The sequence below is a fragment of the Hydrogenophaga sp. genome (genome assembly GCF_011772445.1).
Lineage (GTDB): Bacteria > Pseudomonadota > Gammaproteobacteria > Burkholderiales > Burkholderiaceae_C > Hydrogenophaga.
Genome location: NZ_WVZN01000017.1, coordinates 107,445 through 120,869, shown reverse-complemented (window position 1 = coordinate 120,869; position 13,425 = coordinate 107,445). Strand labels below are relative to the sequence as shown.

Below are 13,425 nucleotides of genomic sequence, written 5' to 3'. Positions count from 1 at the left end.
GCATCCGCTGCTCCCATCCCTTCGAGCCCCCACGAGACATGGAAACGACCCCTTGCGATCTGCGCTGGCCCGCCGGCGGCGCCACGCGTGTGCCCTACCGCGTCTTCTCCGACCCGGCCATCTACCAGATGGAACAGGAGAAGATCTTCCGCGGCCCGATCTGGCACTACCTGTGCCTGACGGTGGAGGTGAAGAACCCCGGCGACATCCGCACCTCGTGGATCGGCGACACGCCCATCATCGTGACGCGCGACGAGAACGGCGAGCTGCACGGCATGGTCAACCGCTGCGCGCACAAGGGCGCGCTGGTGTGCCTGAAGGAGCGCGACAACAAGAAGTCGCTGACCTGCGTCTACCACGCCTGGAACTACAAGCTCGACGGTCAGTTGCGCGGCGTGGCCTTCCAGAAGGGCGTCAAGGGCAAGGGCGGCATGCCCGAGGACTTCGACGTGTCGAAACACCGACTGCAGCCGATCCGCGTGTCGGTGGTGGCGGGCATCGTCTTCGGCACGTTCTCGGACGAGGCGCCGCCGCTGGAGGAGTTCCTGGGCGATCGCATCACCGCCTTCCTCAAGCGCAACATGGACCACCCCTTGAAGATCCTCGGCACGCACAGCCAGATGATCCACAACAACTGGAAGCTGTACGCCGAGAACGTGCGCGACTCTTACCACGCGACGCTGCTGCACACCTTCTACACCACCTTCAAGGTGAACCGCCTCGACATGGACGGCGGCATCATCCTGTCGGAGAAGAAGTGGCACCACATCAGCTACAGCAAGCGCGCCACGCTGGACGCCGCGGCCGAGTACACGAGCGCGGACGTGCACTCCGCCAAGTACAGCTCCGAGCTCGACGGCCCGCAACTGCTGCAGGCCTGGGACGGCTTCGACGACCAGATCACGCACAGCATCCAGACCATCTTTCCCACCCTGGTGAGCCAGCTCACGCTGAACTCGCTGGCGGTGCGTTTCGTGGTGCCGCGCGGCGTGGACAAGACCGAGCTGTACTGGGTCTTCCTGGGTTACGAGACCGACACGCCCGAGCAGGAAAAGATGCGCGTGATGCAGGCCAACCTCACCGGCGCGGCGGGCCTCGTCGCGCTGGAAGACGGCTGCATCAACTCCTTCGTGCAGCGCGGCACGCGCGGCTCCGACGACAAGGCCTCGTTCATCGAGATGGGCGGCAGGCTCGCCGAGTCGAACGAGTCCTCGCGCGCGACCGAAGCGGCCGTGCGCGGCTTCTGGCATGGCTACCAGACCATCATGGGGTTCCACGAATGAGCGGCAGCACGGACGAGATCGCCGACTTCCTGGAGCGCTACTGCCACACGCTCGACGATGGCCTGTTCGAGGACTGGAGCGCCTACTTTGAAGAAGACGCCAGCTACTTCGTGACCACGCGCCAGAACGTCGAGGCGAACATGCCCATCGGCATCGTGCTGTGCGAAGGGCGCGGCATGATGGACGACCGCATCAAGGCGCTGCGCATCGCCAACATCTTCGAGAACCACACCCACCGCCACGTGGTGGGGCGTCCGCTGATCGAACCGAAGCCCGACGGCCAGTGCGCCGTGCGCTCGTCCTTCGTGATCTACCGGACCATGCACACCGGCCAGACCGAGGTCTTCGCGACCGGTCGCTACGACGACGTGCTCAAGCCGGGCCCCCAGGGATGGCGAATCGCGCAAAGACGCGTTGTGCTGGATTCGCGGATGGTCGACACCTTGATGGTCTATCCGCTCTGATCGCCCCTGCAACATTCCGGAGACACACCCCATGACACCCACGCTCTCGCGCCGCCTCGCGGCACTGGCGCTGCTTGGCGCCGGCCTTTCGCTCACGAGCCCATTCGCCCTGGCCAACGAGCCCTGGCCGACGAAAGCGATCCGCATCGTCGTGCCCTACGCGCCGGGCGGCATCGGCGACATCGTCGCGCGCATGATCCAGCCCGCGCTGCAGGACGGGCTCAGGCAGCCGGTGATCATCGAGAACAAGCCGGGCGCGGCGGGCAGTCTGGGGACCGAGTACGTGGCCAAGGCCGCGCCCGACGGCTACACCCTGCTGCTGGCCCTGGCCGCGCCGCAGACGCTGAACCAGTACATCTTCAAGGTGGGCTACGACGGCGTGAAGGACTTCGCCCCCATCACGCTCATCAACACCAACCCGCTGGTGCTGATGGTCAACCCCTCGCTGCCGGTGAACAACTTCCAGGAGTTCGTGGCCCACGCCAGGGCCAACCCGGGCAAGCTCAACTTCGGCGGCGCGGGCGGCCTCACGCAGTTCGCGGGCGAAATCCTCAAGCACCAGTTGGGCCTGAAGATGGTTCACGTGCCCTACCGCGGCGGCGCGCCCGCCGTGGCGGCGGCCGCGGCCGGCGACGTGCACATGAGCTTCGCGAACTACTCCGACGCGCTGACCTGGATGCAGTCGGGCAAGCTGCGCCCCATCGCACTCACCAGCGCGCGCCGCTACCCGCAGACGCCCGACATCCCCACCATTGCCGAGTCGGGCGTGCCCGGCTTCGACGTGACCGGCTGGAGCGGCCTGTTCGCACCCGCCGGCACGCCACCCGCCGTGGTGGAGCGCATCGCCAGCGTGCTGCGCCCGGCCCTGCAGACGCCCGAGATGCGCAAGCGCATGGAGACCGTGGGCGCCGAGCCCGGCGGCAACTCACCGGCCGAGTTCGGCAGGCAGGTGGCGGACGACGCGCGCAAGTGGTCGGAATTCGTCAAGACCAGCGGCATCCAGGTCACGCAGTAAGCTCGCTGCATGGTCCACCCGCCCCAGCGCCTGCTCCCCCTCACCGTGGGGCTGGCCTTTTTCATGGAGCAGCTGGACTCGACCATCATCGCGCCGGCCATCCCGGACATCGCGGCCAGCCTGGGGGTGGACCCGCTCAGCCTGAACCTCACGATGACGGTCTACCTGCTGTGCAGCGTGGTCTTCATCCCCACGGGCGACTGGCTGGCCTCGCGCTTCGGCACGCGCACGGTATTCCAGGCCGCGCTGGCCGTCTTCGCGCTCAGCTCGCTGATGTGCGCGCTGTCCACCAGCCTGCCCATGCTGGTGGCGGCGCGCGCCATCCAGGGTGCCTCGGCCGCGCTGATGGTGCCCGTGGGCCGCACGTCCATCGTGCACGTCACGCCCAAGCCGCAACTGGTGAACGCGCTGGCCTGGATGATCACGCTCGCCATGGCCGGCCCCATGCTGGGCCCGCCGCTGGGCGGCCTGCTCACCACCTGGCTGTCGTGGCACTGGATCTTCCTCATCAACGTGCCCATCGCGCTGCTGTGCCTGCTGGGCTCGCTGCGCGCCTTCCCGCAGATCCGCCAGAGCGCCGACGGCCGCTTCGACGCGCTGTCCTGGCTGCTGCTGGGTGGCGCGCTGGCCATCGTGGTGGTGCTGCTGGAGGGCGTGCGCGAAGGGCGCCAGGACCTCGTCGTCTGGCTGGTGCCGATGGCGCTGCTGGTGCTGGCCTACTGGCAGCGCAGCCGCCGCGCGCGCCTGCCCATGCTGGATTGGTCGCTGCTGCGCGTGCCGACCTTCGCGGCCTCCTTCTGGTCGGGCTCGCTGCTGCGCGTGGGCTACGGCGCCCTGCCCTTCCTGCTGCCGCTGATGCTGCAACTGGGCCTGGGCTACACGCCGGTGCAAAGCGGCCTGGTGCTGCTGGCCAGCGGCGTGGTGTCCATGCTCACCAAGACCCAGACCACGCCCATGCTGCGCCGCTGGGGCTTTCGCCGCGTGATGCTGGTCAACGGCTCGCTGTGCGTGGCCGGGCTGGTGGTGTGCGCGCTGTTCCGCGACCACTGGGGCCTGGGCGCCATCGCGCTGGCCGTGTCCATCGCGGGTTTCTTCCGCGCGGTGCAGTTCAACGCCGTCGCGGCCATCGCCTACGCCGAGTTGCCGGCGCAGCGCATCGGTGCAGCCACCACGCTCAACACCATGGTGTGGCAGCTCGCCATCATGGTCGGCATTTCGCTGTCTTCGGTGGTGGTCACGCTCGCGGCGCGCGCCGCCGGCCGGGCCGAGGCCGCGCCGCTGGACTACGGCATCGCCTTTCTCGTCCTGGCCTTCATCGGCGCCCTGGCCACGCCCGCCTGCCGGCACCTGCCGCGCGATGCGGGCAGCCAACTCAGCGGCCACAAGGCCTGAACCCCTTCTCTCCATGAACCCCAGCACCCTCATCAGCGCCAGCGAGCTCGCCCAGGCCCTGCGTTCTCCGCAACCCCCGGTCGTGCTCGACTGCAGCAGCGAACTCGGCGACGCCGACGCCGGCGTGCGCGCCTACGAAGCCGGCCACATCCCCGGCGCGCACCACGTGCACATGCACCACACCCTGTCCGGCCCGCGCAGCGGCGACAACGGACGCAACCCCTTGCCCGACCCACTGCTGTTCATGCAGGCCATGAGCGCGCTGGGCATCGGCACCGACACCCGGGTTGTGGCGTACGACGGCAGCGCTGGCGTGTACGCCGCGCGCCTGTGGTGGACGCTGCGCTGGATCGGCCATGAAGCCGTGGCTGTGCTCGATGGCGGCCTGGGTGCATGGAAGGCGGCCGGGCAAGCCGTGAGCACCGAAGCACCGCCCCGCCCCAGGCCTGCGCCGCTGAAGGCTCGCCCCTCGCTGGAGAAGACCGTCAGCTACGAGCAGCTGCGCGCCAACATCGACGCGCCGCGCTGGCTGGTGCTGGACGCGCGCGCGCCCGACCGCTTCCGTGGCGAGAACGAAACCGTGGATCCGGTGGGCGGGCACATCCCTGGCGCGCGCAACCGCCTGTTTCGCGACAACCTGCAAGCCGACGGCCGATTCAAACCCGCCGCGCAGCTGCGCGCCGAGTTCGAGGCCCTGCTCGATGGCCGCTCGCCCGAGGCCATCGTGAACCAGTGCGGATCGGGTGTCAGCGCCTGCCACAACCTGCTGGCCATGGCCGTGGCGGGCCTGGGCGGCGCCGCGCTGTACCCGGGCTCGTGGAGCGAGTGGTGCGCCCGCCCGGGCGCCCCGATCGCGACCGGGGCGGACTGAGCGCGAGACGCTAGAATCCGCCCCTGCTGCGGGTGTAGTTCAATGGTAGAACGGCAGCTTCCCAAGCTTCATACGAGGGTTCGATTCCCTTCACCCGCTCCACCGCCTCCGCGCGCGAACGCCGGCCCCCACGACCGTTGACGTTCGCCCACACCTCACCAGGGAGGGCACCCCAATGAAACCGACATCCCTCGCCGCCGGCGCCGCCGCCTTGCTCTGCATGGGCCTCGCGGCCTGCCAGAGCCCGGCCCAACCCGCGCCGGGCGGCCCCGCCAGCCTGTGCCGCCCCGACGCCGCGCAAGCCCTCGTCGGCAAGCCCGCCGTCAGCGACGCCGATGCCCGCCGGCTCACTGGCGCCACCCTCGTGCGGCAGATCCAGCCCGGCCAGGCCGTGACGATGGACTTCCGCCAGGAGCGGGTCACCATCGAGACCGACACCAAGTCCGGCAAGATCGTTCGCGCCGCCTGCGGCTGAGGCCCCGCCGGGCCAGGCCCCGGCGGCGCGCCCCTCAATCCCACGCGGGCGCCAGCCCTTGCGGGTTCACCTCGCGCCCATTGCGCTCCAGCGCCACGATGCGCGCCATGTCGTCGTCGTCCAGCCGCAGTTGCTGTGCCAGCAGGTTGCTGGCCAGGTGCTCGCGCTTCGTGGACGAGGGAATCACCGCGTAACCCAGGCGCAGCGCCCAGGCCAGGGCCACCTGCGCGGGCGTGGCGCCGTGCTTCGCGGCGATGGCGGCGATCACCGGGTCCTTGAGCACCTTGCCGTAGGCCAGGGTCATGTACGAGGTGGGCGTGATGCCTTGCGAGTGCAGGAAGCTGGCCAGGGCGCGGTTCTGCAGGTAGGGGCTCAGCTCGACCTGGTTGGTGGCGATGGCGTCAGCGCCCAGCCGTTCGATGGCCTGCTGCGTCAGCGCGATGTTGAAGTTGGAGACGCCGATCAGGCGCGTGAGCCCCTGCGCTTTCGCGTCGGCCAGGGCCTGCAGCGTGTCTTCCAACGGCACGCCACTGCCCGGAGCCGGCCAATGGATGAGCGTCAGGTCGACCCGCTCGGTGCGCAGCTTGCGCAGGCTCTCGCGCAGGCTGGGCGCCAACTGGTCCTTCGCGGCGTGGTCCACCCAGATCTTGGTGGTGATGAAGACCTGCTCGCGCGGCACGCCGCTGTCGGCGATGGCCTGGCCGACCTCGGCCTCGTTGCCGTAGATCTGCGCGGTGTCGATGGCGCGGTAGCCGAGTTCCAGCGCCTGGCGCACGGAGTCGATGACGGTCTGACCCTTGAGACGGAAAGTGCCAAGGCCGAAGGTTGGGATGTTCATGGCGATGTCCTTGTGAAAACCGGTTCAGGCACAGGCGGCCTGCGTGTGGGGCAAACGGCGGTCCAAGCGTCCGCTGAGCACCGTCAGCCCATAGGCCGCCAAGGTCACGAGCGCCGCGATCCAGGGCGTGTGCGCCAGCCCCAGGTGCGCGATCACCTGACCGCCGGCCCAGGCGCCGCCCGCGATGCCCAGGTTGAAGGCCGCGATGTTGAAGCCCGAAGCCACGTCCACCGCCTCGGGCGCAAAACGCCGCGCCTGCTGCACAACGTACACCTGAAGCCCCGGCACATTGCCGAAGGCCACACCGCCCCAGGCCAGCACCGTCAGCGCCACCAGCCAGGGGTGCGGCGCAGTGAAGTTGAGCACCAGCAGCACGGCGGCCAGCAGCAGGAAGATGGTCTTGAGCGCACTCACCGGCCCGGCGCGGTCCGCCAGGCGGCCGCCCCACACATTGCCGACGGCCACTGACACGCCATAGAGCAGCAGCAACACGCCCACCAGGTTCGGGCTGAAGCCGGCGATGTCCTGCAGGATGGGCGCCAGGAAAGTGAAGGCGATCATCGAACCGCCGTAGCCCACGGCCGTCATCGCATAGACCAGCAGCAGGCGCGGCTGCAGCAGCACACGGGCCTGACGGCGCAGCGGCGCGGGCGGGGCCTGCTCGATGCCGCGCGGAACGAAGGCCAGCGCCCCGATCAGCGCCACCAGGCCGAAGAGCGAGACCACGAGAAAGGTGGCGTTCCAGCCGAAGCGCTGGCCGATGAAGGTGCCCAGTGGCACGCCGGTGACGAAAGCCACCGTGAGGCCGCTGAACATGGTGGCGATGGCGCTGGCCGCCTTCTCGCGCGCCACCAGGTTGGTGGCGATGATGGAACCCACCGAGAAGAACACGCCGTGCGTGAGCCCCGTGAGCATGCGCGCCACCACCAGCGTTCCGTAGCCCGGCGCCTGCCAGGCGATCAGGTTGCCCAGGGTGAACAGCGCCATCAGGCCGACCAGCAAGGCCTTGCGGGGCAGGCGCCCGGTGAGCGCGGTGAGCACCGGCGCGCCCACCGCCACGCCCAGGGCATAGAGACTGACGAGCAGACCGGCCGAGGGCACGCTCACGCCGAGGTCGGCGGCGATGGTCGGGATCAGCCCGACGATGACGAATTCGGTGGTTCCGATGGCGAAGGCGCTGATGGTCAGCGCCAGCAAGGCAAGGGGCATGGCGGCTCCGCGTTGGGGGTGAGGAATGGCGCGCAGTCTCGTCCGTTTGCGCTTGCATAAAAAGCCGTCTATAAGCCAAATAATATTGATCCGGAATCAATAATGAAAACCACCCTGGACGAAATGCAGGCCTTCACCCGCGTGGTGGACACCGGCTCCATCACCGCCGCCGCCGAGCAGTTGGGCCAGACCGTCTCGGGCGTGAGCCGCGCACTGGGCCGGCTCGAGCGCAAGCTCGCCGCCACCCTGCTGCGGCGGACCACACGGCGCCTGGAGCTCACCGAAGAAGGCGAGGCCTTCCTGCAGCACGCGCGCGCCATCCTCGCCTCCGTGGACGAGGCCGAGGAACAGATGGCTGCACGCCTGGAACAGCCCTCGGGCCGCCTGCGCGTGGACGCGTCCACGCCCTTCATGCTGCACGTCATCGCCCCACTGGCGGGCGGCTTCCGCGAACGCCACCCGCAGGTGTCACTGGAGCTGCACAGCAACGAAGGCTTCATTGACCTGATCGAGAAGCGCACCGACCTGGCCTTTCGCATCGGGACCTTGAAGGACTCGACGCTGCGCGCGCGGCCCATTGGCACCAGTCGCCTGCGCGTGCTGGCCAGCTCGGGCTACCTGAAGCGGCACGGCACGCCCACCAAGGTGTCGCAGCTCGCGCGCCACTCGCTGCTGGGCTTCACACAGCCCGAGACGCTGAACGACTGGCCGCTGCGCGACGCCGACGGCAACACCCTGCACATCCGCCCGAGCATCGCCTCATCCAGCGGCGAGACCCTGCGGCAGCTGGCGCTGGCGGACGCCGGCATCGTCTGCCTGTCCGACTTCATGACGCGCGAGGACCGGCAGGCCGGCCGGCTGGTGCCCCTGTTCGCGCGCCAGACGCTGGACGTGCGCCAGCCGATCAACGCCGTGTACTACCGCAACACGGCCCTGGCCTCGCGCATCAGTTGCTTCATCAACCACGTGGTGGCGCAGCTCGGACCGCGCGCGTTCGACGACTGAGCGCTTGCGCCGCTTGCCACGTCGGCGCCCGACGCCAGCGGGACACGGGTGCGTCGGCGTCGGCACGGTCGAGTGCGGCGATGAGGGACGAGGCGCACCTTGGGTCTCGCATACCCCCCTGACCACCAATGCAATGCCCTACGGCCAAATTGCTAGGCCAGCTGCATGTGGCCGTTAGGCAGTCCGGCGAATGGTGGCCTGTCTGGCCCTCGCATTCAATGGTTCGCCCTCCCTTCTTCTTCAGCGAAACACTGACATGAACATATTCAAGATCAAGCGTTATGCGGCCATCGCCGCGCTGGGCGTAAGCGCCTGTGCACTGATCGCCTGCGGCGGCGGCGGTAGTGGAGGCGGCGGTGGTGGAGGCGGAGGCGGTGGTGGTGGAGGCGGTGGTGGCGGTGCCGACACACCATCGGCCCCCACGCTGAGCCTGACACCACAGAGCACCAAGACCTTCCATTTCAGCTGGGCGCCGGTGAGCGGCGCCACGCGCTACGTGCTGCTGGAGGACCCGGATGGCGGCTCGGGCTACCAGCCCGTGCCAGATGGCGACCTGCCCGCCGACACCAGCACCTACGACCACGCGGTGTTCCTGCCGGCGCGTGTGAACGCGCGCTACGTGCTGCAGGCCTGCAATGCCGCGGCTGCGCGGACTCGGCGGCTGTCGGCGTGTCGGGCAACCTGGCGGCGGCCACGGGCTATGTAAAGTCATCCAGCCAAACAGAGAACGGCCGCTTCGGCCTCAGCGTGGCGCTTTCGCGCGATGGCCAGACGATGGCCATTGGCAACAACAGGGACGCGGTCCACGTGTTTGCGCGCCATGGTGGCGCCTGGGTACAGCAAGCCCTGGTGACCGGCGCCAACACCGAAGCGGGCGATGGATTCGGCAGCTTCGCGGTGGCCCTGTCGGGCAACGGCGACGTGCTGGCGGTCGGCGCCAAGGGCGAAGACAGCGAGGCCAACGGCGTCAACAGCATCGACCCGGCCGACAACTCCCTGCACGAAAGCGGGGCGGTCTATGTATTCAGGCGCCAGGGCACAAGCTGGGCCCAGGAAGCGTATGTGAAAGCCAGCAACTCCGGTGCGGACGATGGGTTTGGCCACAGCCTGGCGCTGTCGGCCAACGGCACCACCCTGGCGGTGGGCGCCATCGGTGAAGACAGCAACGCCATGGGCATCGGCGGCAGTCAGGCCGACAACAGCGCCACCGACAGCGGCGCCGTCTACGTGTTCTCGCACGACGGCAGCGCCTGGGCGCAGCAAGCCTATGTCAAAGCGTCCAACACGGGAGCGGGCGACGTCTTCGGCCGATCCGTCGCCCTCGCCGCCGACGGCAGCACCCTGGTCGTGGGCGCCGACCGCGAGGACAGCAACGTCACCGGCACGGCCGGCGGCAATCAGGTCGACAACAGCGCCACCGACAGCGGTGCCGCCTATGTCTTCACGCGCAGCAGCGGCACCTGGAGCCAGCAGGCCTATCTGAAGGCCTCCAACACCGCCGCAGGCGATGCCTTCGGAGGGGTCGTCGCCCTGTCCGCCGATGGCAACACACTGGCTGCATCGGCCTATGCCGAACAGATCCTCACCGGTGCCGTCTATGTGTTCACGCGCAGCGGCAGCGACTGGACGCAGCAGGCCTCTCTGAAGGCATCCAATCCTCTCAGCAATCGATTCGGCGCCGGCATGGCCCTGTCACCCGACGGCCTTACGCTGGCCGTGGGCGCCCCCTTCGAGCGCAGCGGTGCCATCGGCATCAACGGCAATCAGGCCGACAGCAGCGCACCGGACAGCGGCGCCGTGTATGTCTTCGTCCGCAGCGGCGGCAACTGGGCACAGCGGGCCTACGTGAAAGCCCCCAACACGGACGCGGATGACCGGTTCGGTGGCGGCCAGGGCCTCGACTTCTACGGTGTGGGCGGCCTGGCACTCGGCGGCGAAGGCAAGGCGCTCACCCTGGCCGTCGGCTCGATCCAGGAAGACAGCAACGCCACCGGCATCAACGGCAACCAGGCCGACAACAGCCTCAGCAACAGCGGCGCCGTCTACCTCTACTGAGCCCCCAGCAGCGTGTTCGCGCCCCACAGCGCGAACACGCCCAGCGCCGCGAAGATCAGCGCCGCGACCGCGTGCACCACCTTGATCGGCACGCGCCGCGTGATCGCGTCGCCGAAGAACACCACCGGCGCGTTCGCGATCATCATGCCCAGCGTGGTGCCGATCACCACGGCGAACAGCGGCTCGTACTGCGCACCCAGCGCGATGGTCGCGATCTGCGTCTTGTCGCCCATCTCCGCCAGAAAGAAGGCCCAGGTGGTGGCAGCGAACACACCCAGTCCGCGAGAAGCCTTCACCTCATCCGCATCGAGCTTGTCGGGGATCAGCATCCACACCGCCATGGCGACGAAGGACAGGCCCAGAACCCAGCGCATCACCGTGGGGCCCACCGCGGCCATGATCCACGCCCCGGCCGCGCCCGCGAGCGCGTGGTTGAGCAAGGTGGCGACGAGGATGCCCGCGACGATGGGCCAGGGGCGCTTGAATCGCGCGGCGAGCACCAGCGAGAGCAATTGCGTCTTGTCGCCCATTTCGGCGAGCGCGACGATGCCGGTGGACAGGAGGAAGGCTTCCAAGGAGAACTCCAACGGCCGGCGTAAAAAAACCAAAGACCGCAGCGCCTCCCCGGCGCGTGCGGAGGCGGTGCGGTCAAAGGTCTTGCCAGGCTGGAAGGCTGTTCGCGCCATGGCCTGCGGGCCAAGTGTGTTGACGCGAACCCCGGCGCATGGCGCCGGACGGCTACTCCCCAATGACGGGTGCGGGCGGCAGTATACCCGCCACCGGTATCAGACCAGGGTCACGCCGGTCTTGGACTGGATGAACTCGCGCGTGACGCCGGGCGCCAGCTCCACGAGCTTCAAGCCCTGCGGCGTCACGTCCATCACGCCCAGGTCGGTGATGATGCGGTCCACCACGCCCACGCCCGTGAGCGGCAGCGTGCACTTGGGCAGGATCTTCAGGTCTTCGGTGCCGTCCTTCTTCTTCGCCACGTGCTCCATCAGCACGATGACGCGCGGCACGCCGGCCACGAGGTCCATGGCGCCGCCCATGCCCTTGACCATCTTGCCCGGGATCATCCAGTTGGCGAGGTCGCCCTTCTCGCTCACCTGCATGGCGCCCAGGATGGACAGGTCGATCTTGCCGCCGCGGATCATGGCGAAGCTGTCGTGGCTGCCGAAGATCGACGAGCCCTTGATGGTGGTCACCGTCTGCTTGCCGGCGTTGATGAGGTCGGCGTCGACCTCGTCCTCCGTCGGGAAGGGGCCGATGCCCAGCATGCCGTTCTCGCTCTGCAGCCACACCTCTTTGGTGCCGGTGTGGTTGGCCACCAGGGTGGGGATGCCGATGCCGAGGTTAACGTAAAAGCCGTCCTCGAGCTCTTGCGCCGCGCGCGCGGCCATCTGGTCTTGGGTCCAGGGCATATCAACCTCCCGCTTTCTCGGTGATGGTTCGCTTCTCGATGCGCTTCTCCGGGCTCGCGTTGTGCACGATGCGGTGCACGTAGATGCCCGGCAGGTGGATCTGGTCGGGGTGGATGTCGCCGGTCTCGACGATCTCTTCCACCTCGACGACGCAGACCTTGCCCGCCATGGCCACGGCGGGGTTGAAGTTGCGCGCGGTGTAGCGGAACTGCAGGTTGCCGCTCTTGTCGGCGCGGTGCGCCTTCACCAGCGACACGGCGGGCACCAGCGAGCGCTCCATCACGTAGGTCTCGCCATCGAACTCGCGCAATTCCTTGCCCTCGGCCACCAGGGTGCCCACGCCGGTCTTGGTGAAGAAGGCAGGGATGCCCGCGCCGCCGGCGCGCAGCTTCTCGGCCAGCGTGCCCTGGGGCGTGAATTCGAGTTCGAGTTCACCGGCCAGGTACTGGCGCTCGAACTCCTTGTTCTCGCCCACGTAGCTGCTGATCATCTTTTTGATCTGGCGCGTGTCGAGCAGCTTGCCCAGGCCGAAGCCGTCCACGCCCGCGTTGTTGGAGATGACGGTGAGGTTCTTGACGCCGCTGTCGCGCAGGGCGTCGATGAGGGCTTCGGGGATGCCACACAGGCCGAAACCGCCCACGGCCATGAGCTGGCCATCGGCGACCACGCCCTGGAGCGCGGCGGCCGCGCTGGGGTAGATCTTGTTCACGGGGATTGCCTCCGGAAGGTCTTGCTTGCTGGGGATGCGGAAAACCGCAACGATACTACGTAGCGGCTTACGTAGTATTTCGTAAAGGGCAACCATGATGGACATCGATTACCGGCTGGCCTTCGACCTGGCGCCCGTGGGGCTGGCGCTCTCGCGCGAGCGCTTCATGGTGGACTGCAACCAGGCCCTGTGCGAGATGTTCGGCGCCACGCGCGAACAGCTGGTGGGGCAGAGCTTCCAGATCCTCTATCCCAGCGCCGACGAGTACGAGCGCCTGGGCGCGCGCATGGCGCCGCTGTTGGGGCGCAGCGGCACCTATGCAGACAACCGCATCATGAAGCGCGTGGGCGGGCGCCAGGCGGGCGAGACCTTCTGGTGCCACGTGACGGGGCGCGCGGTGGACCGCCACGCGCCGCACGCGGCGGGCATCTGGAGCTTCGAGGACCTGAGTTCGCACCGGCCGGTGCGAGCCTCGCTCACGGCGCGCGAGCGGGAGGTGGCGGCGCTGATCATGGACGGGCTCACGAGCAAGCAGATCGGCAAGCTGCTGGCGATCAGCCACCGCACGGTGGAGGTGCACCGGGCGCGCTTGATGCGCAAGTACCAGGCGCACAGCACGCCTGACCTGGTGCATCGGTTGATGGTGGGGTAACCCTCTGGCGGCCCTGAGCGCGGATACCGGGGCTCC

Annotated in this window: 15 protein-coding genes, 1 tRNA gene and 1 riboswitch; of the genes, 11 read left to right on the top strand and 5 right to left on the bottom strand. The window is 68.5% G+C overall.

All coding sequences use genetic code 11. From position 1 onward, the window contains the following. Nucleotides 1-38 precede the first annotated feature (38 nt). The 7 genes from GTO19_RS07440 (at nt 39) to GTO19_RS07410 (ending at nt 5,500) form a co-directional block, all read left to right on the top strand. A complete protein-coding gene (locus tag GTO19_RS07440) occupies nt 39-1,283 on the top strand; it encodes a Rieske 2Fe-2S domain-containing protein (protein ID WP_291019831.1) in 1,245 nt (414 codons plus the stop codon). After that, on the top strand, nt 1,280-1,747 hold the full coding sequence (locus GTO19_RS07435) for an aromatic-ring-hydroxylating dioxygenase subunit beta (protein WP_291019830.1): 468 nt from the start codon (nt 1,280-1,282) through the stop codon (nt 1,745-1,747). Before GTO19_RS07440 ends, GTO19_RS07435 begins: the two co-directional genes overlap by 4 nt. A 31-nt stretch (nt 1,748-1,778) precedes the next feature. Next, on the top strand, nt 1,779-2,762 hold the full coding sequence (locus GTO19_RS07430) for a tripartite tricarboxylate transporter substrate binding protein (RefSeq protein WP_291019827.1): 984 nt from the start codon (nt 1,779-1,781) through the stop codon (nt 2,760-2,762). 9 nt (nt 2,763-2,771) lie between these two features. Beyond that, the gene (locus GTO19_RS07425; protein ID WP_291019824.1) at nt 2,772-4,154 is read left to right on the top strand and encodes an MFS transporter; all 1,383 of its coding nucleotides are present in this window, start codon (nt 2,772-2,774) and stop codon (nt 4,152-4,154) included. 13 nt (nt 4,155-4,167) lie between these two features. Beyond that, entirely contained in the window at nt 4,168-5,025 is an 858-nt protein-coding gene (locus GTO19_RS07420) for a sulfurtransferase (protein ID WP_291019821.1), read from the top strand. A gap of 28 nt (nt 5,026-5,053) precedes the next feature. Next, a tRNA-Gly gene (locus GTO19_RS07415) sits at nt 5,054-5,127 on the top strand. A gap of 73 nt (nt 5,128-5,200) precedes the next feature. Then, nucleotides 5,201-5,500 (top strand): I78 family peptidase inhibitor, encoded by a 300-nt coding sequence (locus GTO19_RS07410; RefSeq protein WP_291019819.1) that lies wholly within the window; start codon nt 5,201-5,203, stop codon nt 5,498-5,500. A 34-nt stretch (nt 5,501-5,534) separates the two neighbouring features. On the opposite strand, the gene dkgB is transcribed toward GTO19_RS07410, so the two are convergent. Together dkgB and GTO19_RS07400 are read right to left on the bottom strand one after the other, a co-directional pair. Then, the gene (dkgB, locus tag GTO19_RS07405) at nt 5,535-6,338 is read right to left on the bottom strand and encodes a 2,5-didehydrogluconate reductase DkgB (protein WP_291019817.1); all 804 of its coding nucleotides are present in this window, start codon (nt 6,336-6,338) and stop codon (nt 5,535-5,537) included. Between the two features lie 24 nt (nt 6,339-6,362). Next, on the bottom strand, nt 6,363-7,547 hold the full coding sequence (locus tag GTO19_RS07400) for an MFS transporter (RefSeq protein WP_291019815.1): 1,185 nt from the start codon (nt 7,545-7,547) through the stop codon (nt 6,363-6,365). Nucleotides 7,548-7,649: 102 nt separating this feature from the next. Between GTO19_RS07400 and GTO19_RS07395 the strand changes: the two genes are divergently transcribed. From GTO19_RS07395 to GTO19_RS07385, 3 genes are all read left to right on the top strand, one after another. Then, a complete protein-coding gene (locus GTO19_RS07395) occupies nt 7,650-8,552 on the top strand; it encodes a LysR family transcriptional regulator (protein WP_291019813.1) in 903 nt (300 codons plus the stop codon). A gap of 256 nt (nt 8,553-8,808) precedes the next feature. After that, nucleotides 8,809-9,258, top strand: a complete 450-nt coding sequence (locus GTO19_RS07390; protein WP_291019810.1) for a hypothetical protein — start codon at nt 8,809-8,811, stop codon at nt 9,256-9,258. A gap of 68 nt (nt 9,259-9,326) precedes the next feature. Beyond that, nucleotides 9,327-10,607 carry an FG-GAP repeat protein gene (locus GTO19_RS07385; RefSeq protein WP_291019808.1) on the top strand — a complete coding sequence of 427 codons (1,281 nt, stop codon included), beginning with the start codon at nt 9,327-9,329 and terminating at the stop codon, nt 10,605-10,607. Here GTO19_RS07385 and GTO19_RS07380 read toward each other — a convergent pair. The 3 genes from GTO19_RS07380 to GTO19_RS07370 form a co-directional block, all read right to left on the bottom strand. After that, nucleotides 10,601-11,182 carry a TMEM165/GDT1 family protein gene (locus GTO19_RS07380; protein ID WP_291019806.1) on the bottom strand — a complete coding sequence of 194 codons (582 nt, stop codon included), beginning with the start codon at nt 11,180-11,182 and terminating at the stop codon, nt 10,601-10,603. The genes GTO19_RS07385 and GTO19_RS07380 overlap by 7 nt on opposite strands. A 4-nt stretch (nt 11,183-11,186) precedes the next feature. Beyond that, nucleotides 11,187-11,366, bottom strand: a riboswitch (yybP-ykoY riboswitch). A gap of 26 nt (nt 11,367-11,392) precedes the next feature. Then, entirely contained in the window at nt 11,393-12,028 is a 636-nt protein-coding gene (locus GTO19_RS07375; protein WP_291019804.1) for a 3-oxoacid CoA-transferase subunit B, read from the bottom strand. A 1-nt stretch (nt 12,029) separates the two neighbouring features. Then, nucleotides 12,030-12,737, bottom strand: a complete 708-nt coding sequence (locus GTO19_RS07370) for a CoA transferase subunit A (protein ID WP_291019801.1) — start codon at nt 12,735-12,737, stop codon at nt 12,030-12,032. Nucleotides 12,738-12,834: 97 nt separating this feature from the next. Between GTO19_RS07370 and GTO19_RS07365 the strand changes: the two genes are divergently transcribed. Further along, on the top strand, nt 12,835-13,389 hold the full coding sequence (locus tag GTO19_RS07365; protein WP_291020135.1) for a PAS and helix-turn-helix domain-containing protein: 555 nt from the start codon (nt 12,835-12,837) through the stop codon (nt 13,387-13,389). The last annotated feature ends 36 nt before the right edge of the window (nt 13,390-13,425 follow it).